Raw genomic sequence first — 24805 nt, 5'->3', positions numbered from 1 at the left:
CGATTTTTGATTTCTGCCTATTGCTACATGATACTCTCTGCAACCAGCTTCCGGGTAAGCTGCCTTATTGTCTGCCTGCACCTTAGTTCTATTCTCTCGTCGGCGGTAGCATTTGCTCAGCCTTCAGCGCGGGCGCAGCAGCTCACTAAACGCCTGCAACTGCCGCAACTAGCTGATACTAGTCGTATCAATACGCTGAATGACTTAAGCTGGGAACTGCTCAATACCGGACAGCCAGACACAGCCTGGGCACTGTCGCAGCGGGCTACCCGTTTGGCGCAGCAAAGCCGCTACCCGGCTGGTTTGTCGCTGGCTTATCGTACAGCCTGTGAGTTTCTGATGCGGAAAGGCGAGTTGCAGGAAGCCAGCCGCTTCGCCCGCCTACAGCTAACTGAAGCCCAGAAAACCAACCAGAACCCGCTCCTGCTGCGCGCCTACCGTAGTCTTACTCTTACGGGCAATATGCTGGGCAATTTTGACCAGGTGCGGCAGTATGGCCGCCAGGGTCTGCAACTCAGCCGGCACCTTGCGCTACCCCGCTGGCAGATAGACTTTGCCGGTGACCTGGCTGATGCCTTTATGCGCCAAGGGAAATACCCGCAGGCGCTGGTATATTATCTGCAGGCCAGCGGCCTGGAAGAGCAACACCATTTAGATGATTTGAAGCCCTATACGGCGGCCAGTATCGGCAATATCTACTTGTTTGAAAAGGATTACCCCCGGGCCATTGAGTACACCCGTAAATCGGCTGAGCTCTTCCGCCAGGCCGGCAACCTGGCTTTCGTGGCCCATTGCTATAATAACCTGGGCGACGCTTACTCCGGCCAGAAAAATCTACAGGCGGCGCAGCAGGCCTACCAGCAGGCCCGGCAGATATTTCAGGAACAGAAAAGCCCTTTCGAGGCAGTATCGGTCAGTGCTCTAGGGCAAATCAGTTATCAGTTGGGACGTCATCAGGAGGCCCTGGCTTATCATCAGAAGGCATTAGCTGGGCTTCGTGAATTGGGAGAGCAGAACATGCTGGTAACTGGGCTAAACCGGGCGGCTCAAACTTATGCAGCCCTGCACAACAATACCCAGGCGGAACTATTGGCCGGCGAGAGCCTGCAACTGGCCCAGCAGTTCGGCATCCGCGCCGACCAGTTGGTAGCCGCTGATCTACTGGCTCGCCTGGCTAAGGAGCGCGGCAACTTCCGTCAAGCGCTACACTTTGCGGAACAGGCCGCCAGCCTGCGCGACTCGGTATTCAGCCACGAAAAATCGGAGGCCATCGGCCGTTTGCAGGGGAACTTCGAGTTAAGTCAGGAACGCCAGCATGTGCAATTGCTACGCAAGAACCAGCAGTTGCAACAGCAACGCTTGCACCAGCAGAGGTTACTGTTGGGCGCATTGGCCTTGGGCTTTGTGGTGGTATTAGGCGCCGGGCTCATGCTCTGGCGCATAAATAAGCTTCTCTCCCGCAAGAACCGGGAGATTGAAGAGCAGCGCACCGCCCTGGCCCAGCTGAACGCTACCAAGGACCGGCTCTTTTCCATTATCGGCCATGACTTGCGCGGGCCCCTCAACTCGCTGCACGCCTTTGTGTCCCTGCTCAATATCCGGCAGCTACCGCAGGAGAAGCTTATCCAATATGCCCAACGCCTCAACCAAACGCTGGACCAGACCCTGGCGCTGATTGACAACCTACTAAGCTGGGCAGCCGTGCAGATGCAAGCCTCCGAGCGGGTGAACCCGGAAGCTATGCGCCTGCAGGAAGCAGTGGAGGAAAACTTCCGCCTATTGCGCACTGCTGCTGAGCAAAAAAACATTACCCTGCTGCACACACTGGATGCTACGGAGTGGGCGTGGGCAGACCCCGATATGGTACGGCTAGTGTTGCGCAATCTGCTTAGTAACGCTATTAAGTTTACCCCCACTGGCGGCCAAGTGCAAGTAAGCAGCACCCAGGAAGATGGGTTCTGGCAGCTGGCTGTTTCAGATACCGGCGTAGGCTTAGTAGCGGAAACATTGCAGGCATTGCTGAGTCCTGCCGAGCCGGCCCGTAGTACGGCTGGAACTGCTAAGGAAACCGGCACCGGTCTGGGCCTGGTGCTGTGTCGGGATTTTGTGGCACGCAACGGCGGCCGATTATGGGCCGAAAGTGCCGGGCCGGGCTCCGGCACTACTTTCTATTGCACTTTCCCGCAGGCCGCGGCACTCAGTATTGTAGCGTAGGGTAAGACCTAACTGGAGCGGCGCGTAATTAAACGGTTTTGCACCACCCGCTCTGTAACCGCGTCTCGAAAGGTCAGGCTCAGCGGAACAGCCACTTTCAGCAGCTTCACATCCTGATTGGTAATGACTTCAATTTTGCTGGCATTAACCAGAAAGGACCGGTGTGTGCGCACGAAAAGCAGCGCGGGTAACTGGCTTTCAATGTTTTTTAAATTGACCAGGGTGATGTGCACGGTGCCATCTTCCAGGTAAACCTTGGTAAAGTCGCGCATAGCCTCAATGTAGACGACTTCATTATAACGCAGCTTCACAAACTGCATTTCTGTTCGAATGAAAAAGTATTCCTCCGCGGGTGTGCTGCCGGGGGGTACTGATTCATCGGGTGCCGGGACTTGCTCGGGTATAGACAGGGCTTTCCGCCGGTACTGCAGAATCTGGCGGGCTTTATCAATGGCCCGCAGAAACCGGTCGAAGGCAAGTGGCTTGAGCAGATAGTCTACGGCATCTACCTCATAGCTTTGGGCCGCATATTTCTGGTGCGAGGTCATAAAAATGACCAGGGGTGGCTGGCGTAGCGCGCGCACCAGCTCCAGCCCGTTCAGGCCCGGCATTTCAATATCAGAGATAAGCAAATCAGCGGGCTGCCGGGCCAGCTGCTCAAATGCCGCCAAGGGCTGTTCATGCAGCCCCACCAGTTGCAAAGAGGGTACCTGCTCCACAAAACTGCCCACCAGGTCCCGCATCAGGAGGTCATCTTCCAGCACCAGGCATGTAATGGGCGGCTCTGTAGCAGGCATCATAAGCGAGTAAGGTAGCAACCGCAGATCTGGTAGACCGGCCAACCAGCCCATCGACTTTCTCCCCGGTCTGGTAGACTTGCCTGTGTGGCCTTGGAGCCAGGCATATAGTTTCAGACTGGCTTTCCGATTTAAAGGAAAGCCCTGTCGGCAAATTCTTATTCCTCTTCCCTAATTCCAAACATTCACTCATGCAAACTCTTACTTCCCGTTCAGCCCGCGTGCTCGTTGCTCTTGTTTTCCTATGTGTTAGTGCCTCACTAACCTCCTGCGACAAAATTAAGGATGCTGTTAAGGTGAACTTCAATTATAACGTGGCGAATCTGAATTTTACCCTCAATCCTACTACTCAAACCAACTTCTCCACCACTGTTTCCCAGACTTCCGGCTTGCAGACCGAACTGGACAAAAACAAAGCAGCAGTAGAGAAAGTAACGCTAGAATCGGCAGTATTTAACCTGACGGGCACCTCCAATGCCAATGACAACTTCGGGCTAATTTCCGGTGGTGAAGTGTATATCAAGGCCAACGGTCAGTCGGCTAAGCTGGGCACGTTCACCAACGCAGAAACCAACACGCAAAGCATCAACCTCACTGTGGATAGCAGCGTGGACCTGAAGCAGTATCTGCAAGCCACGGAGTTTACGGTGGAGCTGAAAGGCACAACCCGCCGGGCCATTCAGCAACAAATGTTTGTGAATGGCTCCCTCAAGTTTAATGTAACTGGTAAAGCAAAGTAATTGGTGTGAAGTAGTGTATCAGAAAAGCCCGGCTCCGCTGCAACGGAGCCGGGCTTTTGCGTGCATAACAATGCCATTCTACTCTACCAGCCGCGCCTTTAACTGACTCAGGCTCTCCGCCAATTGATCCATGCTTACCAGCACAAAGTACAACTCCTGAAAATGGTCTTTCTCAAAGGGAGTGGTTAGTACACCATCTAGCGAGAACTCCAACCGGGTGGGTTTTTCGCTGAGGCTGAACTTCACTTCTCCGTGCGAGGAAAGCAGACCGGCCCCATAGATGCGCAGGCCATCGGGCTGGCGCAGCAGGCCAAACTCGGCGGTAAACCAGTACAGGCGCGTGAACAGCTCCAGTGTGCCGGGCCAACGCTCGAAATGCTGCACGGCGGCTTCGCCTAGCTCCTGCAGAAAAGAGGCAAACCCTGGGTTCATCAGTAGCGGCACATGGCCGAATACGTCGTGAAACATGTCGGGCTCTTCCAGGTAATCCAGCTGTTCCAGTTTGCGCAGCCACGTGGTAGCGGGAAATTTCTTATCGGCCAGCAGACCAAAGAATAAAGCATCATCCACAATACCCGGCACTACTACCAGTTCCCAGCCGGTGAGTGCCTGCAAACGTGGGTTGACCTCGGAGAAATCCGGAATGGCATGGCGGTGAAAGCCAATTTCGCGCAGACCTTCCAGGAAAGGCTCAGCCGCCCGGCCCGGCAGCAACGCCGACTGCCGGTCGAACAACAATTGCCATACGTGCTGGTCGGCGGCGGTGTACTGGGCGTATTGCTGCTCCATTAATGGCAGGGTGGCCAGCGCGGTGGCGGTATCGGGCAGCAGAGAAGCGGAGGAAAAAGTCATCATAAAAAAGCGAAAAACGATAAGGGCAGAAAAAGAGAAAGCCTGCCTCCGCAGAGCGGAAGCAGGCTTGAGAAGTATGTCGGAGGTTAGTGCTTATCCTCGCTGACACGCCGTAGCCGCTCCGCTCCTGGCGGGAGCGTAATAAGCATAAGCGTAATAGCGGGAGACAAGCCGAATCATGCGAGTAAAGATATTGGGCAAACCGGAAGAAACAAGCGGCTAGACGGTTTTAAGCTGCCAGTCGGTAGACAGCAAGGCCGCCAGCTCGGCTACGCTTTCCGTGAGCTGCTCCCAATTTGGGAGTACAAAGTATTGCTCCTGAAAGCGTACTTCCGTGAAGGGCGTATGCAATACGGAAGCGAGGTCAAAGTCGCGGCGGATTGTTTCATCATCTACGCAGTGGTGCGTTTCGCCGGCAGACGAAAGCAGACCTGCACCGTAGATGCGCGGCTTACCATCTTCCATTACCAACCCAAATTCTACCGTGAACCAGTAGAGCGCGCGAAGGCGCTGCAAACCCTGAGCATCGTTCAGGTGCAGGCGGGCTACGTGGCCCAAGAAGTGGAGGAAGTTGGCAAACGCCGCGTCCGTCAGCAAGGGCACGTGCCCGAAGACATCATGAAACAAGTCGGCTTCCTCAATGAAGTCAAACTGCTTCATGGGCCGGATCCAGGTAACCGCCGGAAACTTCTTCTCCGCCAGCAAGGCAAAGAAAGTAGCATCATCTACCATACCGGGCACCGCCACCAGTTCCCAACCGGTATAGCTACCCAGCCGCTCGTTCACTTCCTCAAACTTCGGAATGGCGTTGCGGTGGAAGCCAATGCGCTTGAGGCCCTGCGCAAAAGCGGAGCAAGCCCGCTTGTGCAGCAGCGCAGTCTGGCGGTCGAACAGAACTTTCCAGACTAATTGGTCCTGAGCAGTGTACTGGTCGTAGTGTTGCGCGAACATGGTAATGGACATAAAAAAAGCCCGGCTCCTGGAAGGAGTCGGGCTTTTGTGGTTTTCAGCGTGTAAGTAGCATGTAGCGCTCTTAGCTTCCGTACCGGCAATGCAGCCCAACTCCGTTTCGCATATTGCGAATCGGGGTTAGATAAAAGCATTTCACGGATTGGTTCTGCATACTGATTGCAAATATATAGGCAACAGCTAATTAGTTGTATCTGAAAAAGGGAATTATTTTTTCGGGAAGGCTAAAATGGCTATTCCAGCACAAAATAGGACCGTTATTCCAACTCTTGCCGCAGGTAATAAACGCGGCGCAAATTCCGAATCAGGCGCTCCGACTCCGCAAAGTTTAGGGTCTGCTGCCCGTCGGAAGCGGCTTCTTCCGGCTTTTCGTGCGCTTCGTAGATGATGCCATCGGCGCCGGCCATAACGCCGGCCAGCGCCATAGGCGCCACATGCTCCCGAATGCCGATGCCGTGTGAGGGGTCGACGATAACGGGCAGGTGCGTTTTCTCTTTCAGGATGGGCACGGCATTCAGGTCCAACGTATTGCGCGAGGCCGTCTCGAAGGTGCGGATGCCCCGCTCGCATAGAATCAGCTTTTCATTACCCCCGGAAAACACGTATTCCGCCGAAGAGAGTAGCTCTTCAATGGTGCCGGAAATACCGCGCTTAATCATCACGGGCTTGTCTACGCCGCCCAGAGCATCCAGCAGATTAAAGTTCTGGGTATTGCGCGCGCCTACCTGGAACACATCCACGTAATCGTGCATCTCCTCTACCTGTGACACCTGCATTACCTCCGTCACAATCTTGATGCCGCGGGCCCGGGCCATTTGGTGAAATAGCTTGAGGCCATCCATGCCCAAACCGCGGAAGGAATATGGGGAGGAACGGGGCTTGAACACGCCGCCGCGCATGATGCGCACGTCATTATCCACCAGGTGCTGCATGATCAGTTCCATCTGCGCTTCGCTCTCAATACTACAAGGGCCGGCGGCCAGCGTGAGGCTCCCCTCTCCTATCCGCACACCGTCGCCGAGGTCGAGTACAGTGGGGCGCACGCGCCATTTGCGGCTCACCAGCTTGTAGTCGTCAGATACCCGATGGATATCGAGGATGCCTGGCAACTGGCCAATGGCACGCAGGTCAATTTCAGCTTTGCCAATAGCCACCAGGTAGTGGGCGCGCTGTGTTTTTACGTCGGTTACTTTGTATTTGAGCGCCTTGATGCGTGCTTCAATATCAGCCTGGGCAGTAGCTGAGATATTGGGTTCGAGTTGGATAATCATTGAGTAGAGAAAATCAGGAGGGCAGAGAAAAGAATTACTGAAGCACCGACTGCACAAAGCGGCTGGCCGCCGCCGGGGCATCCTCGGTATCATCGAGGGCGCGGATCAGGGCAGAGCCGATGATGGCGCCTTCAGCAAACTGGCAGGCGTGTTGGAAGGAAGCTTTGTCGCCTATGCCGAAGCCAATCAGGCGCGGGTTCCGGAGCTTCATGTCTTCGATGCGTTGGAAGTAAGCGTCCTGCACCCCTTCGGCCTGGGTATTGGCACCGCCGGTGGTGCCGGGACCGGATACGAGGTAGAGGAAAGAATCTGTTAGGTCGTCGATGCGGCGGATGCGCTCTGTGGCGGTTTGCGGGGTAATCAAGAAGACCGGGCGCAGGTTATAGCGCTGGAAGATTTCCTGATATTCGGCCACGTAGTCGTCCAGGGGCAGGTCGGGCAGAATGATGCCATCCACTCCTACCGCTGCCGCTTCCCGGCAGAAGTTCTCTACCCCAAACTGCATTACCGGGTTCAGGTAGCCCATGAGCAGAATGGGCGTGTCCGGCACCTGACTCCGGATATCGGCCAGCTGGCGAAACAGCACCCGCAGGTTCATGCCATTTTTCAGCGCCACGGTGCTGCTTTGCTGAATAACGGGGCCATCGGCTAGTGGGTCAGAAAATGGCATCCCGATTTCAATCAGGTCTGCTCCGGCATTAGTTAAAGCAGTGAGCAGCGGTACCGTAGAATCCAGCGTGGGGTAGCCGGCCGTGAAGTAGATATTGAGCAGGCCTTTCTTTTTGCGGGCGAAGGCCTGAGCTATGCGGTTGGTCATGGGTTACAGAATCGTGTCGGCGTACTTCAGGTAGGTTTCCAGGTCTTTGTCGCCGCGTCCGGATAAGTTTACTACTACTACATCATCGGGCCCGGCGCCCAGCTGACCCAGCGCAGCTAGGGCGTGGGCCGTTTCCAGGGCGGGAATAATGCCTTCCAGTCGGCTCAGCTCCGAGACAGCGCGCAAAGCATCCTCGTCTTCAATGCTGATAAACCGCGCCCGGCCGGCGTCGGCCAGGAAAGCGTGCAGTGGCCCAATACCTGGGTAATCGAGCCCCGCCGAAATAGAATACGGCTCGGTAATCTGGCCTTCCTCATCCTGCATCAGCAATGTGCGGGAGCCGTGTATAATGCCCGGCGTACCTAGCACCGAGGTAGCCGCTGAGTGGCCGGAATGAATCCCATGGCCGGCCGCTTCCACCGCTACCAGCTGCACCGAAGGCTCTTCCAGGAAATGGTAGAAAGCACCCGCCGCATTAGAGCCCCCACCCACACAAGCCACCACATATTGCGGCAGCTCGGAACCGGTTTTTTCCAGCAGCTGTTTGCGCATCTCTTCGCTGATAACCGACTGCAGCCGCGCCACCAGATCGGGGTACGGGTGGGGACCTACTACGGAGCCGATGATGTAGTGCGTATCCACGGGGTTGGAAATCCAGTCCCGGATGGCCTCGTTGGTGGCATCTTTCAGCGTGCGGCTGCCACTCATGGCGGCGCGTACTTCGGCTCCCAGCAGGCGCATGCGGTAAACGTTGGGCTTTTGCCGCTCCATGTCCACCTCGCCCATATACACAATGCACTGCATCCCCATGAGGGCGCAAACCGTGGCAGTAGCCACACCATGCTGGCCCGCGCCGGTTTCGGCAATGATGCGGGTTTTGCCCAGGCGCTTAGCCAGCAGAATCTGCCCTACCGTGTTATTGACTTTATGGGCGCCGGTGTGGCAGAGGTCCTCGCGCTTCAGGAAAACGCGGGTGTTGTATTTCGCTGACAGGCGCTTAGCCTCAAACAGCGGCGTAGGACGGCCCACATAGTCCCGGAGCAGCATCTGGTATTCCTCCTGAAACTCGGGCTCGGCCAGAATATCGAGGTATTGCTGGCGCAGCTCCTCTACGTTGGGGTAGAGCATTTCGGGAATGAAAGCTCCGCCAAACTGGCCGTAGTAGCCACGCTCCGTGGGTTGCTGGTAGGTTGGTTTCATGACGGTATAGAAGTTGAGACGTCGGGCGTCCGGATTTCGTGGAATAATTGCTGCAGCTGTACGGCATCTTTCACGCCGGGCGCGGTTTCAAACCGACTGTTCAGGTCCAGTGCAAACAGGCCGGGCAGGCAGAGGTTGCGTAATTCGGCAGCGTGCTCCAGTGCCAACCCACCCGCCAGGAAGTATGGCACCGGTAAAGTGTATTGTTCCAGCAGCTGCCAATTGAAGGTGGTGCCATTACCCCCGGGCTGGGCGCCCACGGTATCAAAAAGGAAGTAGGTAACGCTGCCCACATAAGGTGCCAGCACTGAAAAGTCGAACGTCTCTCCTACCGCAAAAGCTTTGCTGACGGGGATACCTGCAGCTTGCAGCGCGGCGCAAGTTTCAGGTGTTTCGGAGCCGTGCAGCTGCACCAAGTCCAAGCTAAATTCCTGCACCCGTACCCTAATTACTTCCAGCTCTTCATCTACGAACACCCCGACTTTCAGAATCTCCGCGGGCAAAGCCGCCGTGTCGGCCGGTTGCAGGGTTGCGCCTGCAAAACGCTGGGACTTTGGGTAGAAGATAAAGCCCAGGAAATCAGGCCACAGCGCAGCCACGGCGCGCAGGTTATCGGGCCGCGCCATGCCGCAAACTTTCAGGCGAAGGCTCATTAGAGTAACGTTACCGCTTCAGTGTGGCGCAATTGCTGCACCAGCGCGGCGCAGGCTTTTTCCGGCCGACTGTTGCGCATGAACGTTTCGCCAATGAGGAACCCGCGGTAGCCCACGGCGCGCAGGGCTTCAATCTCGGCGGCCGAAGTCAGCCCGCTTTCCGTCACTTTCACAAACTCACTGGGAATGCGCTGGGCTAGTTCGCCGGAAGTATCCAGGCTCACGGAAAAGTCATGGAGGTTGCGGTTGTTGACGCCCACCAGGCTCACGGCATCAGGATGCAGGGTGCGGTCTAGCTCTTCGGCGTTGTGTATTTCGAGCAGCACTTCCAGGCCCAGGCTTTTGGCAAAACGACCCATGCGCAGCACTTCTTCGGGCGTGAGTACCGCCGCAATAAGTAGCACCGCATCGGCCCCAATGCTTTTGGCTTCCAGAATCTGGTATTCATCTACCACGAAATCCTTGCGCAGAATGGGGCAGAAATTGTAGCGCCGCGCCGTAGTTAGGTCCTCATTCTTGCCGCCGAAAAACTCCGTATCCGTCAGGATGGATAAGGCGGAAGCGCCGGCCTGCATATAGCCCAGCGTGGTGCGCTCTACCGGGGCATGCGCATTAATCACGCCTTTGCTTGGCGACTTCCGCTTGAATTCGGCAATAATGCCGCTCAAATCGTCGCGCAGCAGGTAGCGGCGCAGGCTCAGCGGCTGGGCATTCATGTACAGGCTTTGCTCAAGCAATTTGGCAGGCACTAAGCCCTGGCGGGAAGCTACTTCCTGTCGTTTGTGGACAATGATTTTATCGAGAATGGTCATGATTGAAAGAGCTGCAGGCTCTGTTTGAGTACTTATTTATTTCTTCTGTCAGCCTGAGGTTGGCAAAGGATGACTAAACATTTTTTGAACTGGCTTACTGCGCGGAGACCAGCTCGCGCAGTGCCTGCCGGGCGCGGCCGGAGTCCAGTGACTCCTGTGCCGCAGCTAAGGAAGCGGCCATACTGAAGTTAGGTTCCAGACAACTAATGGCGAGGGCAGCGTTGGCCGTTACTACGTCTCGCTGGGCGCGGGTAGCACGGCCCTCCAGCACATCCAAAAACAACTGGGCCGATTCAGCGGCGGTGCGGCCACCAGCCAGTTCAGCGGGAAGCGTGGTTGCCAGTCCGAAATCAGCCGCCGTTACCAGCCGCTCCCCTACCGGCGTGGCCAGTTTGGCGGTGGCCGTTAAGGAGAGTTCATCGTAGCCATCCAGGGCGTGCACTACGGCGTAGCTGGTATCGGTTTGCTGCAATAAGTAGTTATACAACCGCAGCAATTCCAGGCTGAAAGTGCCTGCCACCTGAAACTTAGGGCGGGCCGGATTTACGAGCGGCCCCAGAATATTGAAGAAAGTACGCACGCCCAATTCCCGCCGCACCGGACCCGCGTGGCGCATAGCCGGATGGAAGGATGGCGCGTGCAGGAAGCAGATATTAGCTCGCTCCAGTTGGCGCTGCAGAACCTCGTTACTGGCCCCAAACCCTACGCCCAACTGCGCCAGTACATCCGAGGAACCACATACGGAGGAAACCCCGATGTTGCCATGCTTGGTTACTTTATAGCCTGCGCCGGCCACCACAAAGCAAGCCAGCGTGCTGATATTCAGGGTGTCTTTGCCGTCGCCGCCGGTGCCCACAATATCTACCGTGTCGCGGGTGCCCAGTTCCGGGTCACGGCTAAGGCTGAGCAGCGCGTCGCGAAAACCAGCCAGCTCCGGTACCGAAATGGGGCGCATGCGGTACACCGTCATGAAGGCTGCCATTTCCGAAGCATTGGCTTCACCCTGACCGATGCGAAGCATGGCTTCCCGCGCTTCGGCGTGCGAGAGCAGCTGTTGGTCAAATAATTGATTAAGTATCTGTTTCAAAATTGTTGAATAGGGCGTGATTTCATCATTATTAAAACTGTCATCCTGAGCTTGCGAAGGACCTTCTCAGGCAAGCACGAGTCCTTGTTACCAGAGTAGCTCTTCAGTCAGAAGGTCCTTCGCAAGCTCAGGATGTTAGTTAAGCCAGTTCCGGGGAAAGCCAGTTGCGCAGCATCTGGTGGCCGTGCTCTGTGAGAATAGATTCCGGATGAAACTGCACGCCGCGCACATCATACTCGCGGTGGCGGAAGGCCAGTACTTGGCCGTTTTCGTCCAGCGCGGTGACTTCCAGTGTGTCGGGTATCGACTCAGGCCGCACGCTCCAGGAATGGTAGCGGCCGACTTTAAAGCGGGCGGGCAGGCCGGCAAACATTCTATCCTTGGCTACTACTTCCGCTTCGGTGGCCAGTCCATGCAGTACCTGTGGCAGGTTGTACAGCTTGCCGCCAAAGCTCTCGGCCAGTCCCTGGTGCCCCAGGCACACGCCCAAAATGCGTTTGGTGGGCGCGTACTGGCGAATAATTTCCGGCATCAGGCCGGCTTCAGAAGGCAGACCGGGGCCGGGGGAAAGGAGGATGGCATCGTATTCGGCCACATCTTCCACCGTCAGCTTATCGTTGCGGATGATGGTGACATTATCGGTGTGGCCCAACTCCCGCAGCACTTGCACAAGGTTGTAGGTGAAGGAGTCGTAGTTATCGAGAACGAGGAGTTCCATAGTTGGGTGGGCTTATAAGTTGGTAGTTAGGAGGGGGTTATGATTACCTAAACCAGTTCGGCTTCTTTTAAGGCTTTGCGTAGGGCAGCCAACTTGTGGTGCACTTCCTGCAGCTCGGAGTTGATATCGGAGGCGGCTACTACCCCGGCGCCGGCCTGGAAATAGAGTTGGTTGGCAGTGCTCAGGAAGGAGCGAATCATGATGGCGTGATTGAAGTCGCCGTTGAAGCCCAGGTGGCCGATGGCGCCGCCGTAGTAGCCGCGGGCGGTGGGCTCCAGGCCATCAATGAGCTGCATGGCGCGGTGCTTGGGGGCTCCGGAAAGGGTGCCGGCCGGGAAGGTATCGGCCACTACCTGCAGGGAGCTAGCCTTGGGAGCCAGTTGGGCCGTTACTTCACTTACGAGGTGAATGACGTGGGAGTAGAACTGAATTTCGCGGAACACCTTTACCTCCACTTTGTCGCCGTGGCGGGCCAGGTCGTTGCGGGCCAGGTCTACCAGCATTACGTGCTCGGCATTTTCCTTGGGGTCGTCGGCCAGCTTCTGGGCCAGGGCGGCGTCTTCGGCATCGTGGCCGGTACGGCGGAAGGTGCCGGCAATGGGGTAAAGGCTAGCCTGACGGCCTTTCACCAACAATTGGGTTTCGGGCGAAGAGCCAAAAATCTTGAAGGAGCCGTAATCGAAGTAAAATAGATACGGCGAGGGGTTGATGGAGCGCAACGCCCGATATACGTTGAACTCATCACCGGAAAAGCCCTGCTGGAAGCGGCGTGACAATACTATCTGGAACACGTTGCCGCGGCGGCAGTGCTGCTGCCCCTGCGCCAGCACCTGCAGAAACTCCTCGTCGGTCTGGTTGGTCTGCTCCTCACCCACTGCCTGAAACTTGAAATCCGGCAGCGAAGGATTGCGAATGAGGTTTACCAGGCGCGTGAGGCTACTTTCGTCCGTCGGCTCGCCGGCCAGGTTGTGCTCAAACACAAACAGCTCGTTGCGGAAGTGGTTGACGGCAATAACGTAGCGGTAGGTGCTGTACAGGATATCCGGAATTTCACCGGCCGGCAGCTTTTCGGTGTTCAACTCCAGATCCTCGAAGTACTGCACGGCCTCGTAGCCAATGTACCCGAACAGCCCCCCGGTGATGAAGTCGTGGCCGGTTTCTTCGGTCTGAAAGCTGTTGGAGAACTGCTGCAGCCGTGCCAGCGCCTGCCGGGGTTCCGCCAGCGTTTCGGTGTGGGTGGTATCGTCCGGGAAAGTCAGGGCCAGCTCGCCACCGCGCAGTTCAAACCGGGCCAGCGGATCAAAAGCCAGGTAGCTGAAGGCGTTTTGCTGGCCGTGGTAGTCGGAGCTTTCCAGCAGCAGGCAGTTGGGGTACCGGTCGCGGAGGCGCAGGTATAGGCCTACGGGCGTTACGGTATCGGCTAATACGCGCTGGAAGCGGGTGGTGAGCTGGAAGGTTTGCATATGCGGGGCTGGTGGTTGAGAGAGGGTTCCAGCGCCGGGCAGCAATAAAAAAGCCCGGCGGGCGGCCGGGCTTTCTGTTAAGTCGATGCGAAGTTGATTGATACAACTCTAACGCACGCACAGGTTGTCCCGTCCGGAATTTCCGAGGGGCCACCACCATGCCTGCAAAGTCAATTGAGTTGTCATCAGAGGAAAGACAGCCTGAGGGGCTGCGAATGCAAAGGTAAGCCGGCCTTTTTATGAAGCAAGCAGAAAGCGCTGCACAGGCCAAAATTTTAATATTACGGCTACTGCTTCATAAAAGCCTGGGACCCAACCTCCTTGCCAGATGCTACGCGCAGAACGTACCAACCTTTGGCCAGCCGGCTCACATCCACCGTGCCGCCATTTCGCACTTTAGCCTTGGCGACCTGCCGGCCGGTTCCATCCAGAATTTCCACCTTAGCATCTTTCACCCCCGCGGGCAACTGTACTGAAAGCTGCCCTTGCGTAGGGTTAGGATACGCACTGAAAGCCAGGGCCACTCGGCTATTCTTAGTACCCGTGGGTGTAGCGGCCGGAAACAGCCATTGGTATGCTGCCGGAAACTCACGGTTCCAGAACCACTCCGAGTGCTTGCCATCTTCCATGGGCTTGAAGCTCATATCAGCGGCGTCGAAGCCTACTTTCTGTAGCGAGTCGCGCATATCAGCCATTAGCGGAACCATGGTTTCATCCTCGGTTGTACCCGAAATGAAATAGAACTTTGTAGGCTGTTTATAGCCGGTTTTGCGCACGTACTCAAACAAGGGCTGCTTGGCAAACCAGAAAGCCGGTGAGAAAACGCCTACTTTACTGTATACCCCGGGGTACTTTACGGCAGCATACACCGAGATTAACCCGCCCATGCTGCTGCCCGCAATGCCGGTATACTCGCGGCCCGTGAGGGTGCGAAAATGGGCATCGATGTAGGGCTTCAGGGTCTGGGCCAGAAAGTCGACGTACTTATCCCCTTCTCCGCCGGCTTTATATTTTTCATTCCGCCAGGGAGAATATTCATCCAGGCGCGAATTCCCGCCATTATCTACGGCTACAACGATTGCGCCCGTAGGATCCTGACCAGACTGTTGCAATTGGCTCAAGGCTTCGTCAACGCCCCACTCGCCGGAGAAGCTGGTGCATTTATCAAACACATTCTGGCCATCGTGCATGTACAACACCGGGTAACGACGGGCTGAGGTAGCATAGTCGTTCGGCAGATAAATCAAAACGCGGCGGGTCCGGCCATTCAGCTCGGGCATAGCAAAGCTGGTACTGATCACCTGCACATTGGGCTGCAGCGCGGTGCTGGCGCAGCTTGTTGTTCCGCCGCCCAGGTCTTTCCAATTCTGCACCTGCAGTTCTACAGTGGCCGGCGACGCTCCAAAGGTATAGGTGCGGTTGGCTACATCATTGTTTTTGGAATCGGTCTCCGTTTTCTCCCAAGAGCCTCGGGTAAACTTAAACTGAATAGCGCCAGTACTTTTGGGCAGGGTTACCTGGTAGGTGCCATCGGGGTTCTTGGTAAGGGCCGTGGTGCCAGGGTTCCAACCATTAAAAGAGCCAGCAATGTAAATGGCATCGGCGGCGGGAGTTGTCGTGGGCACGGCAGTCAACTTAAAGGTAACCTGGGCTTGTGCCATGGATACCGTCAGGAAAAGTGCCGCAGAGGCAAAAAGGTGTTTCATGCGCAGTGCTGAAGCGGGTAAGGGAAAAGTAAGAACTGGAGCAAAGGTCACCGAATGCTGGCACCGCGTTGCGCGGGCTCCAGCATTCGGAGCACATACACGGCCCGTACGGAGTCCAGCCCGGGCAGCACATTGGCCTGAAAGTCTAAGCGGGCACCCCCATGGCCATCGTTTACCAGGGAGCGGTACTGGCTGGCATCATCCTGAAAAACATAAAAAACACCTTGCTTAGGCTTGCGCAGGCGCACATACTGGCTGCGGCCGTCGCCTACAGGCTGGCGCTTGGAAGTGGCGAGACCAAACGTGCCCACAAGACGCATGCGGTCCTTATTCTTAGCCGAGCCCGGAAGTTCCCGGTTATCTATGCCGTCAAAGTAAATATCGGGGCGGTTGATGAGCTCCTCAAACGGCAGTATGGCCACCTGGGGTAACACCTTGGCATCCATTACCAGCTGCTGAGCGGCGTTGCCCGGCTGCTTTTCGCGGTAAAATACCAGAACCGGGTCGTCCAGTCGCACCGTTTTGATACGAGGCGCGCGGGGCGCTTTTCCACCCCGGCCCTGAGCCATAGTGCTCAAGCTAGCAAGCAACACTCCGGCGAGCAGAGCGAACAAAATACGTTTCATACTATGCGAAGCTACACAAACCAACCGCACCCTGTATATTCTTATACTATAATTCTCTCTGGCTCCCTCATCCGATAAATAGCCTCAGCCTGGTTGCCGCTTATACTTTACAAATAGGATTACCATGTTGCCAGGTCTGTTTCTACCCGTTGCCTGGAAAAGCGCACCAAATTTGTGGCTTCGTTAGAAAGCTCTCATAAAATAATTGGCAGAGGCAGGGGCCTAAAATCACCATCAGATTCTCTCTCTCCCCGGTTTTTCGCTCCTGGTTTAGCTATCAGCCCAGAGAGACTCTCATCAACATTCACCTTACCTTATATGATGCACCCCGAATACATAAAAAGGCCTCTATGCATTAGAATCTGCTGAATTTTCAGTATTTTATTCATCCAAGCAGCAAAAATTCAGACCGCTGTGGCCGGTTTTTACTTCCACATAAAGAGGAGCGTGAGTGTTTGAACAGCAAACGATTGAGGAACAGCGAAATTTCGCCCGTAAAATAGACTTATTACAATACGAGGCCGAAGGCGGACCGACATTGTTTTTGTCGCGGGCAAAACTTTATCTTGCGAAGATTCTTAACAAATCTTGACTTGGAGGCACTACATTGAGTTGACTAAATAGCGGTACTTTTTCCTACAAATAGTACTTATCTACGATGCCAAGACCAATGCCCAACTGAAGGAATTTCCATATTTTTTTCCCTTACATTCAACCCCTTCCTTAATGAAACACCATTATCTGCTGAAACTACTGTTTCTGCTGTTGTTCTTGTGCACTGGTTTTACCAGCGCATTCGCCCAAACCGGCTCCATTAGTGGGCGGGTAGTGGACGAAAAGGCCCAAGGGCTGCCAGGTGTGACAGTGCTTATTGAAGGCACCTCGCTGGGCACCTCTACTAACTCCGATGGTCAGTTCTCCATCCAGAACATTCCGGCCGGCCCACATGTGGTTATTGCTTCTTTCGTAGGCTTTACCACTACACGCCGTAACGTAACGGTTCAGGCTGGGCAAAATATCCCCGTCGACGTTAATCTCTCTGAAAACACCACGCTGCTGAATGAAGCCGTAGTAATTGGTTACGGCACCCAGCGCAAGCAGGACCTGACCGGTGCTGTAGAGCAGATTTCGGAAAAGCAGTTTGTGAAAGGCCAGGTAACCAACCCCGAGCAGCTGGTGCAGGGTAAAGTAGCTGGTTTGCAGGTAACCACCGGTGGTGGTGCTCCCGGCACAGGCTCTTCCATCCGTATCCGCGGTGGCTCCTCGCTTTCTGCCTCCAACGACCCGTTGATCGTAATTGACGGTGTGCCTGTAGACAACCAAAGCATTTCCGGTGCGCCCAACGCTTTGTCGATGATTAACCCCAACGACATTGAGAGCATCACGGTGCTGAAAGACGCTTCTTCCACGGCCATCTACGGTTCGCGTGCATCTAACGGTGTTATTCTGGTTACCACCAAGCGTGGTGTGCAGGGTGAAAAACTCGCCGTAAATGTTAGCTCACAGAACTCTATTTCTGAGGCTATCAAGTTCGTTGATGTACTGAACGGTCCGGAATATCGGGCACTGGTAAACAGCCGTGGTAACGCACAGCAGAAATCGATTGTTGGCAACTCCAACACCGATTGGCAGAAAGAAATCTTCCGCACTGCTAACACTACCGATAACAACATCAGCCTGTCGGGTGCTGCTGGCGCTATTCCTTTCCGGGTTTCAGGTGGCTACCTCGACCAGGAAGGTCTGTTGCTGAAGAACGACCTGAAGCGCTACACCGGCGCTATCAGCTTAACCCCCAGCCTGCTGGATAATAAACTGCGCGTAACCCTGAATCTGAAAGGTTCCTGGATCGACAACAACTTCTCGGCCGGCGACGCCGTTGCCGCTGCCGTGTTTTATGATCCTACACAGCCGGTCTATTCCAATGATCCACGCCTGGCTAAATACGGTGGGTACTATCAAAACCTGGACAATGATGGCAATGTCAACACCCTGTCAGGACGCAACCCAGTTGGTTTGATTAACCAGCGTCGCGACCGTAGCACAGTAAAGCGTAGCATCGGCAACATTCAGCTGGACTACCGCCTGCCGTATATTGATGGTCTGAGCGCCAACCTGAACGTGGGCTATGACGTGCAGCGTGGCCGCGGTTCCGTTTTCGTAGCGCCTAACTCGGCTACGTTTGTGGGCGCCCGCCTAGGCAAAGGCAGTAACAACCCCTATGCTGCTGACAACGACAACAAGCTGTTGGAAGCTTATTTGAAGTACGACAAGGAAATCGGCGTAGGTCGTTTGGAACTGCTGGCAGGTCACTCCTACCAGGCCTTCGATTACAAGACCTTCATTTTTGATGACCGCACCGCTACGGGTGAAGTCTTCACGAAAGCTTCCCTGCCAATTACGGGCAATGACTTCTATGACCCGGCTTATCGCCTGCTGTCGTTCTACGGTCGTGCCAACTACAACATTAAAGACAAGTACCTGTTCACTGGCACGTTCCGGGCTGACGGCTCATCCCGCTTTCCGGAAAGCAACCGTTGGGGCTACTTCCCATCCGGTGCTTTTGCTTGGCGCATCAAGGGTGAGGACTTCCTCGCCAGCTCTTCTGCCGTTTCTGATCTGAAGCTGCGCTTTGGCTATGGCCAGACCGGCCAGCAGGATCTGGGCCAGGGCACCAACTACTCGGGCCTGTATGGTTACCTGTCCCTGTATACGCCTAGCCGTAACACAGGCGCTCAGTATCAGTTGGGCGACCAGTTCTACAACACCTACCGTCCGGGCTTCTACAATGCTAACCTGAAGTGGGAAACCACCACTACCTACAACGTAGGTCTGGACTACGGTTTCCTGGACAACCGCCTCTCGGGTTCGGTAGATGTGTACAAGCGCGACACCAAAGACCTGCTCAACTTCATTGAAGTTGCTGCCTTGTCTAACCTCTCGAACGCCGGTAACTTTAACGTAGGTAACCTGACCAACCGTGGGGTGGAAGCCGTTCTGAACGTAGATGTAGTTCGTGGCGACAAGTTTAACTGGTCGTTGAACGCTAATGGCAACTACAATGAGAACGAAATTACCAAGCTGACCAACGTAGAGAATCCAAATTACATTGGTGTGCAAACCGGTGGCATAGGTGGTGGCGTAGGTAACACCATTCAGATCAACTCCGTGGGTTTCCCAGCTAACTCCTTCTTCGTTTACCAGCAGGTATATGGCGCTGATGGCAAGCCATTGGAAGGCGTATATGTTGACCGTAATGCTGATGGCGTAATCAATACCTCCGACCGTTACCGCTATAAGTCTTCGCGTCCCAAGTGGCTGTTGGGCTTTGGCTCTAACGTAAGCTATGGCAAAGCCAGCCTGGCCTTCACCATGCGCTCCAGCCTGGACAACTACGTTTACAACAACATTCGCTCAGGTTCTACCTTCTCGCAGAACTCAACCGGCTTCCTGAGCAATGCTAATCACGAAGTGCTAGAGTCCAAATTCAGCACCGCGCAATATTTCTCTGACTACTACATCGAGAATGCCTCTTTCCTGCGCATGGAGAACATTACGCTTGGCTATAACGTGGGCAAAATCGCCCAGGACAAGGCGAACGTAAACCTCTCCCTGTCTGTTCAGAATGCATTCGTTATCAGCGACTATTCAGGACTAGACCCAGAGGTTTTCAATGGCATCGATAACTCCATTTATCCACGCCCCCGCACGTTCACGCTCGGTCTGAACATCGGCTTCTAAAATTCTTCCCATGAAAAATAAATTTGTACGCAGTTTAGGAGTAGCGCTCCTACTTGCTGCTTCTCTTTCACCGCTTTCCTCGTGTGTGAATGAGCTGGATCAGTCGCCTGATTTTCTATCTAACACAGAAATCGTTTACCGCGACCCAGCCCAGATTCAGGGAGTACTGGCCCGTCTGTACGCTACGCTGGCGGTAAGCGGTCAGGAAGGCCCAGCTGGTCTGCCCGACATTTCCGGCATTGATGAAGGCTTCTCCAACTACCTCCGTCAGTACTGGGGTGCTCAGGAGCTGACGACGGATGAGGCTATCATTGCCTGGAACGACGGCAGCCTCCCCGACTACAACAAGCTCACTTGGAACGCCAACAACGAGTTTGTACGGGCTATTTATGACCGTATCTTCTATCAGATTGCCCTCTGCAATGAGTTCATCCGTCAGACAACACCGGAGAAACTAAGCGAGCGGGGTATCTCAGAAGCTGATAAGGGCAAAATCAACACGTTCCGTGCCGAGGCCCGCTTCCTGCGTGCCCTCAGCTACTGGCATGCCATTGATATGTTTGGTAACGTTCCTTTCGCTGATGAAACCTCGACCGTAGGCAATACGCCTCCGCCGCAGCAGTCTCGCCAGTTTGTATTCGATTACATCGAGAAAGAACTGAAAGCTATTGATGCCGACCTGTTGGCTCCCAAAGCTGTTTATGCCCGCGCCGACAAGGCGTCGGCCTGGATGCTGCTCTCCAAGCTTTACCTGAACGCTCAGGTATATACCGGCAAGGAGCGCAACAATGATGCAGCCATCTATGCCGCTAAGGTATTGGACGCCAACGCGTACAGCCTGGCTCCTAACTATCAGGATCTTTTCTTGGCTGATAACGACAAGTCGGCTGCCCGTAACGAAGTTATCTTCCCCGTAACGTTTGACGGCCTGCACACGAAGACCTATGGTGGCATGACCTTCCTGGTGCATGCTCAGGTAGGTGGTAGTATGAAGCCTGCTGACTTTGGTGTGAATGGTGGCTGGGGTGGTAACCGCGCCAAAAAGAACCTGGTAGAGCTGTTCCCCGGCGAGGCAGAAAGCACCGATGAGCGGGCCTTGTTCTACACGCCTGGTCAGACGAAGGAAATCAACGACATCTTCACCTTTACGGATGGTTATGCCGTTTCGAAGTATAAGAACGTAACGTCTACCGGCGAAGCAGGCTCGGATACGGAAGGAAACTTCCCCGACACCGACTTCCCCATGTTCCGTCTGGCAGATGATTACCTGATGTATGCGGAAGCTGTTCTGCGCGGTGGTGCCCCCGTTGGTGGCCGTACTGCCCTGGATGCTGTAAATACGGTACGTGCCCGTGCCGGTGCTACCGCACTGAGCTCCGTTGATCTGGACGATATTCTCGATGAGCGCGGCCGTGAGCTGTACTGGGAAGGTCACCGTCGTACGGACCTTATCCGCTTCGGCAAATATACCGGAGGCGACTACTTGTGGCCTTTCAAAGGCGGTGCAAAAGAGGGTACTTCCGTGGAGAACTTCCGTGTGCTGTTCCCCATCCCTTCTACTGACTTAGTAGCCAATCCTAACCTGAAGCAAAACCCAGGTTATTAATCGATAAGAGTTTTTTATCGGGTGTTGAACAAAGCACCGGTACGTTGCTGTTCAGCACCCGATGAAGAGCCCTCTTCTTATCTCATTTTCAGTCTTAAACATCAGTTCCACATGAAAAATTGGCTTACCCAACTAGTAGGGGTCTGCGCAGCCGTCTTTCTTTTTTCTTCCTGCGAGAAGGATGAAGTGAGAGTCATGGCACAGCCAGGAAATGCTCCTACGCTTACGGCTTCTGCCAACTCCGTTACACTGGTGCAGGAAGATGCCAGCAAAAATGCTGTGACGCTTTCCTGGAAGCCCGGCAACTATGGCTTTGACGCGGCGCAAACGTATGTTATTCAATTCGACAAGAAGGATAACAAGTTTGCGAAGCCTTATGAATATAAGGCCGGCACCAGCACTTCTAAAACCTTCACGGTTTCCGAAATCAACAACATCATGTTGGCGCTTGGTCTGCCTACGGGCTCTGAGGCTTCCGTTGAGGTACGTGTGACTTCTAATCTGGCCACTAATGCTCCTTCTATCCCGGTAAAAACCCAGGTGTCGGGCACTACTACTCTGACGGGCACTCCTTACCTCTCGTTCATTGCTTATCCTTCCATCCAAGTTCCTGGTGGATACCAGGGCTGGAGCCCTGCCACTGCGCCGTTCCTCGCTTCGCCTAACAGCAATGACGTGTATGAAGGTTACATCTATATGGATGCAGCTAGTGAGTTCAAATACACCGTTGGCCGTAGCTGGGATGTAAACTATGGTGATGATGGCACTGGTTCAGGCCTTGCTCCTAATGGTGGCAACATAAAGACTAGTGCCCCCGGTTATTACAAAATGAATGTAGACCTGGGTACGAAAAAATACTCCGTTACGTCCACTACTTGGGCCGTAATCGGCTCGGCTACTGCTGGTGGCTGGGATGCTGAAACCCCTATGACCTATGACGCTGCCAACGGTGTTTGGAAGGTTACCACTACCCTGGGTGCTGGTGAGTTAAAGTTCCGCGCTAACAATGCCTGGGCCATTAACATGGGCGACAATGGTGCAAACGGTTCTCCTGATTATGACGGTTCAAACATTGTGTCTCCAGGTGCTGGATCGTATACAATCACGCTGGACCTGAGCAAAGGTGCTGGTAACTACAGCTACTCCATTAGCAAGAACTAGTTCCTCCCTCCGCTTTAATAATAAAAAGCCCCGCTGCTCAGCAGCGGGGCTTTTTTGTTTGCAGGGTCTACTAAAGAAAAAGCTTAGTTAATTATCACCTTCTGGCTGGTCAGTTGGTCGCCTACGCGCAGCTTCACCAGGTAGGTGCCAGCTTGTAGATCGGAAAGTTGGTACTCCTGGCGCCCAGCCTGCTTTGCAGATGACAGTGAGCGTACGCGCTGGCCCAGCAGGTTCACTACTTCCAACGCTACATCCTGACGACCATTTACAGTATATACAATTTTAGCTTCGCGAGCCGGATTAGGGTACACACCAAACCCTAATGTACGGGCTACTTCGGCGCGGCTGGCTTGGACACCAGTCCCTACGATGTAAGTAGCATACTGCTTCCCGGCTAGCGTATTGAAATCGGCAGAAGACCCTAAATCTGTGAGTTGGCCTACCACTTGCGGCAATACATCAGAGGTAAAAGCCCCACCATCTTTAACATATGCAGCCATTACGTTTACTGCATTGCCATCTACTATACCTAAAGCTGTTTTATCTAGCTCTACCTCAAATCCTGAGCCGGCAGCAGTTGCAGCTGTAACGTTTGCTGAACTCAAATAAGAATAGCGTGCCCCCATAAATGGACCACTGGTGGCTGTACCATTATGGGCAGTACCCGTTTTAACACCTTCTCCTTGATAAGAGTCGGGAACCTGCGCTGTATTTCCGTTCGTGTAGTCTACGAAGCTGAAGTACGCGGGCGTCATGTTGGCCGGTGAGGTTGTTACCCTGAAACCATAGTCCGTTTCGAAATCCATGGTTGGGGTGTGTTTCAGTGGGCTTTGTCCATCTGCCCCACCCTTTAGTTGAGTCCCTGCAGGGACACCAGTTTTACCAGGTACGTTCAGGTATACTACAATGCCTGGGTAATTGTCAGCAGTTTCTGCTGCACCTACCACCATGATATAAAGCTTGGTAGCCGACTCTCCGATATACAAAGACTGTAGGCCCAAAGTACCAGCCGAATGGGTGCCAGCATAAGTACTAACTAATTGGTAATGGTTAAGCCCAGTACCAATTTCGGAAGCAGAGACTTTGCCATCTACGGTAATCTGAGCTTGCGCAGTAAGGGCAGAAGCCCCAAGGACACCAACCGCCGCGAGAGTAAGTAATTTTTTCATTGAGAGTAGGTAAAGGTTTAATACATGAAAAATGAAAAGATTGTGAAGCAAAATTGAAGTAACTGTAGCCAGACTTTCCCCGGCTAGTTAAAAGTAAGCCTTATGCACAGAATACAAAGGGCTTAAGATAGTATTATGGTGTGTTACTTTCACCTTCTTTATATTATCTGAGATGCAGACAAAAGGTTACATACACCCCATATTTTGCACACGCCCTACTATGTACCCAACCAGGCGTTATGCCAGCATATTTATGTAATCTTATGTGGGGCGTGAGGTTATAAATTTTCCGGTCCTGTTATCTTTACCCTTCCTCTGCATTCGCAAACAACCAATCCTTCCTATATGATCATTATTGCCGACGGCGGCTCTACCAAAACCAACTGGTGTCTGATTGACAATGAAGGCACCAAAATCTACTTCAATACCGAAGGCTACAACCCGTATTTCATTGATACGCCTGGTATTGTAGCTTCCCTGGAGAAGAGCCTGCCCGATACCCTGCCCCGCGCCGAAGTAACGGAGGTATACTACTACGGTGCTGGTTGCTCGGTGCCTGAGAAAGTGGCAGTAGTGGAAAATGCCATGCGGCAGGTGTTCACCAGCTCGCGCGTGTATGTGGGCCATGATCTGTTGGCAGCAGCCCGTGCTTTGCTGGGCCGGAACATCGGCTTTGCTGCCATTCTGGGTACCGGTACTAACACCTGCCTCTATAATGGCAAAGATGTAGAGCTGAACATCGACTCTTTGGGTTATTTCCTGGGTGATGAAGGCAGCGGCTCATTCATTGGCAAGCGCCTCCTGCGTGACTTTATGCGCGGTTACCTTCCCGATGGTCTGCAGGATGCCTTTAAGGATCAATACGGCCTGACCAACGAGGAAATCTTCGACCGGCTTTACAATCAGCCCTTGCCGAACCGCTTCCTGGCCTCGTTCAGTAAGTTTGCCTACGACCACAACAACATCAGCTACTGCCGCGAGATTGTACTGGATGGGTTTGAGACCTTCTTCAATAACCTGGTAACGCACTACCCCAACTTCCAGAACTACTCCTTTAACTGTGTAGGCTCGGTGGGCTACAATTTCCGCGACGTGCTGGAGCAGGTAGCCAAAAGCCACGGTATGGAAGTCGGCAAAATCATCCGCTCCCCTATCGATGATCTGGTGAACTACCACACCACTTTGGTTAAGTAACGGAATAAGTAA

General features: G+C 54.2%; 20 protein-coding genes. 6 read left to right on the top strand and 14 right to left on the bottom strand.

Features of this window, described 5'->3' with window-relative positions; translation table 11 throughout:
- Positions 1–27 precede the first annotated feature (27 nt).
- A complete protein-coding gene (locus Q4G72_RS09110; RefSeq protein WP_303311108.1) occupies positions 28–2214 on the top strand; it encodes a tetratricopeptide repeat-containing sensor histidine kinase in 2187 nt (728 codons plus the stop codon).
- A gap of 8 nt (positions 2215–2222) precedes the next feature.
- Here Q4G72_RS09110 and Q4G72_RS09105 read toward each other — a convergent pair whose 3' ends face one another.
- Positions 2223–3014 carry a LytR/AlgR family response regulator transcription factor gene (locus Q4G72_RS09105; RefSeq protein ID WP_303311107.1) on the bottom strand — a complete coding sequence of 264 codons (792 nt, stop codon included), beginning with the start codon at positions 3012–3014 and terminating at the stop codon, positions 2223–2225.
- A 188-nt stretch (positions 3015–3202) separates the two neighbouring features.
- Here Q4G72_RS09105 and Q4G72_RS09100 point away from each other — a divergent pair, with 188 nt between their 5' ends.
- Positions 3203–3751, top strand: coding sequence for a hypothetical protein (locus Q4G72_RS09100; protein ID WP_303311106.1), 549 nt, complete (start codon positions 3203–3205; stop codon positions 3749–3751).
- Positions 3752–3829: 78 nt separating this feature from the next.
- On the opposite strand, the gene Q4G72_RS09095 is transcribed toward Q4G72_RS09100, so the two are convergent.
- The 12 genes from Q4G72_RS09095 to Q4G72_RS09040 all read right to left on the bottom strand — a co-directional run bounded on the left by Q4G72_RS09095 (position 3830) and on the right by Q4G72_RS09040 (position 15925).
- A complete protein-coding gene (locus Q4G72_RS09095) occupies positions 3830–4606 on the bottom strand; it encodes a phenylalanine 4-monooxygenase (RefSeq protein ID WP_303311105.1) in 777 nt (258 codons plus the stop codon).
- 216 nt (positions 4607–4822) lie between these two features.
- A complete protein-coding gene (locus Q4G72_RS09090) occupies positions 4823–5554 on the bottom strand; it encodes a phenylalanine 4-monooxygenase (protein ID WP_303311104.1) in 732 nt (243 codons plus the stop codon).
- A 275-nt stretch (positions 5555–5829) separates the two neighbouring features.
- Positions 5830–6843: a 3-deoxy-7-phosphoheptulonate synthase gene (gene aroF, locus Q4G72_RS09085; protein ID WP_303311103.1), complete on the bottom strand. Its 1014-nt coding sequence runs from the start codon at positions 6841–6843 to the stop codon at positions 5830–5832.
- A gap of 34 nt (positions 6844–6877) precedes the next feature.
- A complete protein-coding gene (gene trpA, locus Q4G72_RS09080) occupies positions 6878–7660 on the bottom strand; it encodes a tryptophan synthase subunit alpha (protein WP_303311102.1) in 783 nt (260 codons plus the stop codon).
- Positions 7661–7663: 3 nt separating this feature from the next.
- The gene (trpB, locus tag Q4G72_RS09075; RefSeq protein WP_303311101.1) at positions 7664–8860 is read right to left on the bottom strand and encodes a tryptophan synthase subunit beta; all 1197 of its coding nucleotides are present in this window, start codon (positions 8858–8860) and stop codon (positions 7664–7666) included.
- Positions 8857–9513 (bottom strand): phosphoribosylanthranilate isomerase, encoded by a 657-nt coding sequence (locus Q4G72_RS09070; RefSeq protein WP_303311100.1) that lies wholly within the window; start codon positions 9511–9513, stop codon positions 8857–8859. Before Q4G72_RS09070 ends, trpB begins: the two co-directional genes overlap by 4 nt.
- Positions 9513–10325 (bottom strand): indole-3-glycerol phosphate synthase TrpC, encoded by an 813-nt coding sequence (trpC, locus tag Q4G72_RS09065; RefSeq protein ID WP_303311099.1) that lies wholly within the window; start codon positions 10323–10325, stop codon positions 9513–9515. Before trpC ends, Q4G72_RS09070 begins: the two co-directional genes overlap by 1 nt.
- Positions 10326–10419: 94 nt before the next feature.
- A complete protein-coding gene (gene trpD / locus Q4G72_RS09060) occupies positions 10420–11412 on the bottom strand; it encodes an anthranilate phosphoribosyltransferase (RefSeq protein WP_303311098.1) in 993 nt (330 codons plus the stop codon).
- A 139-nt stretch (positions 11413–11551) separates the two neighbouring features.
- The gene (locus Q4G72_RS09055) at positions 11552–12130 is read right to left on the bottom strand and encodes an anthranilate synthase component II (protein WP_303311097.1); all 579 of its coding nucleotides are present in this window, start codon (positions 12128–12130) and stop codon (positions 11552–11554) included.
- A 47-nt stretch (positions 12131–12177) separates the two neighbouring features.
- Entirely contained in the window at positions 12178–13593 is a 1416-nt protein-coding gene (locus Q4G72_RS09050) for an anthranilate synthase component I family protein (protein ID WP_303311096.1), read from the bottom strand.
- 287 nt (positions 13594–13880) lie between these two features.
- The gene (locus tag Q4G72_RS09045) at positions 13881–15299 is read right to left on the bottom strand and encodes an alpha/beta hydrolase-fold protein (protein ID WP_303311095.1); all 1419 of its coding nucleotides are present in this window, start codon (positions 15297–15299) and stop codon (positions 13881–13883) included.
- Positions 15300–15346: 47 nt separating this feature from the next.
- On the bottom strand, positions 15347–15925 hold the full coding sequence (locus Q4G72_RS09040; protein ID WP_303311094.1) for a hypothetical protein: 579 nt from the start codon (positions 15923–15925) through the stop codon (positions 15347–15349).
- Positions 15926–16651: 726 nt separating this feature from the next.
- Here Q4G72_RS09040 and Q4G72_RS09035 point away from each other — a divergent pair.
- From Q4G72_RS09035 to Q4G72_RS09025, 3 genes are all read left to right on the top strand, one after another.
- Positions 16652–19663 carry a SusC/RagA family TonB-linked outer membrane protein gene (locus Q4G72_RS09035; protein WP_303311093.1) on the top strand — a complete coding sequence of 1004 codons (3012 nt, stop codon included), beginning with the start codon at positions 16652–16654 and terminating at the stop codon, positions 19661–19663.
- A gap of 10 nt (positions 19664–19673) precedes the next feature.
- Entirely contained in the window at positions 19674–21269 is a 1596-nt protein-coding gene (locus tag Q4G72_RS09030; protein ID WP_303311092.1) for a RagB/SusD family nutrient uptake outer membrane protein, read from the top strand.
- A gap of 111 nt (positions 21270–21380) precedes the next feature.
- Positions 21381–22430 (top strand): SusE domain-containing protein, encoded by a 1050-nt coding sequence (locus Q4G72_RS09025; RefSeq protein WP_303311091.1) that lies wholly within the window; start codon positions 21381–21383, stop codon positions 22428–22430.
- An 83-nt stretch (positions 22431–22513) separates the two neighbouring features.
- On the opposite strand, the gene Q4G72_RS09020 is transcribed toward Q4G72_RS09025, so the two are convergent.
- A complete protein-coding gene (locus Q4G72_RS09020) occupies positions 22514–23599 on the bottom strand; it encodes a T9SS type A sorting domain-containing protein (RefSeq protein WP_303311090.1) in 1086 nt (361 codons plus the stop codon).
- Between the two features lie 345 nt (positions 23600–23944).
- On the opposite strand from Q4G72_RS09020, the gene Q4G72_RS09015 reads away from it, so the two are divergent.
- Complete coding sequence (locus Q4G72_RS09015; protein ID WP_303311089.1) at positions 23945–24793, top strand: N-acetylglucosamine kinase; 849 nt, start codon at positions 23945–23947, stop codon at positions 24791–24793.
- Positions 24794–24805 lie beyond the last annotated feature (12 nt).

The sequence above is a fragment of the Hymenobacter sp. BT730 genome (assembly GCF_030542105.1).
Classification (GTDB): Bacteria; Bacteroidota; Bacteroidia; order Cytophagales; family Hymenobacteraceae; genus Hymenobacter.
This window is presented reverse-complemented; position numbering and strand designations above follow the sequence as displayed.

Excerpts from the sequence above, each read along its gene's own strand:
- Q4G72_RS09110 (WP_303311108.1), top strand. The coding sequence starts at position 28 with ATGATACTCTCTGCAACCAGCTTCCGGGTAAGCTGCCTTATTGTCTGC.
- Q4G72_RS09105 (WP_303311107.1), bottom strand. The coding sequence starts at position 3,014 with ATGATGCCTGCTACAGAGCCGCCCATTACATGCCTGGTGCTGGAAGAT.
- Q4G72_RS09100 (WP_303311106.1), top strand. The coding sequence starts at position 3,203 with ATGCAAACTCTTACTTCCCGTTCAGCCCGCGTGCTCGTTGCTCTTGTT.
- Q4G72_RS09095 (WP_303311105.1), bottom strand. The coding sequence starts at position 4,606 with ATGATGACTTTTTCCTCCGCTTCTCTGCTGCCCGATACCGCCACCGCG.
- Q4G72_RS09090 (WP_303311104.1), bottom strand. The coding sequence starts at position 5,554 with ATGTTCGCGCAACACTACGACCAGTACACTGCTCAGGACCAATTAGTC.
- aroF (WP_303311103.1), bottom strand. The coding sequence starts at position 6,843 with ATGATTATCCAACTCGAACCCAATATCTCAGCTACTGCCCAGGCTGAT.
- trpA (WP_303311102.1), bottom strand. The coding sequence starts at position 7,660 with ATGACCAACCGCATAGCTCAGGCCTTCGCCCGCAAAAAGAAAGGCCTG.
- trpB (WP_303311101.1), bottom strand. The coding sequence starts at position 8,860 with ATGAAACCAACCTACCAGCAACCCACGGAGCGTGGCTACTACGGCCAG.
- Q4G72_RS09070 (WP_303311100.1), bottom strand. The coding sequence starts at position 9,513 with ATGAGCCTTCGCCTGAAAGTTTGCGGCATGGCGCGGCCCGATAACCTG.
- trpC (WP_303311099.1), bottom strand. The coding sequence starts at position 10,325 with ATGACCATTCTCGATAAAATCATTGTCCACAAACGACAGGAAGTAGCT.
- Q4G72_RS09055 (WP_303311097.1), bottom strand. The coding sequence starts at position 12,130 with ATGGAACTCCTCGTTCTCGATAACTACGACTCCTTCACCTACAACCTT.
- Q4G72_RS09050 (WP_303311096.1), bottom strand. The coding sequence starts at position 13,593 with ATGCAAACCTTCCAGCTCACCACCCGCTTCCAGCGCGTATTAGCCGAT.
- Q4G72_RS09045 (WP_303311095.1), bottom strand. The coding sequence starts at position 15,299 with ATGAAACACCTTTTTGCCTCTGCGGCACTTTTCCTGACGGTATCCATG.
- Q4G72_RS09040 (WP_303311094.1), bottom strand. The coding sequence starts at position 15,925 with ATGAAACGTATTTTGTTCGCTCTGCTCGCCGGAGTGTTGCTTGCTAGC.
- Q4G72_RS09035 (WP_303311093.1), top strand. The coding sequence starts at position 16,652 with ATGAAACACCATTATCTGCTGAAACTACTGTTTCTGCTGTTGTTCTTG.
- Q4G72_RS09030 (WP_303311092.1), top strand. The coding sequence starts at position 19,674 with ATGAAAAATAAATTTGTACGCAGTTTAGGAGTAGCGCTCCTACTTGCT.
- Q4G72_RS09025 (WP_303311091.1), top strand. The coding sequence starts at position 21,381 with ATGAAAAATTGGCTTACCCAACTAGTAGGGGTCTGCGCAGCCGTCTTT.
- Q4G72_RS09020 (WP_303311090.1), bottom strand. The coding sequence starts at position 23,599 with ATGAAAAAATTACTTACTCTCGCGGCGGTTGGTGTCCTTGGGGCTTCT.
- Q4G72_RS09015 (WP_303311089.1), top strand. The coding sequence starts at position 23,945 with ATGATCATTATTGCCGACGGCGGCTCTACCAAAACCAACTGGTGTCTG.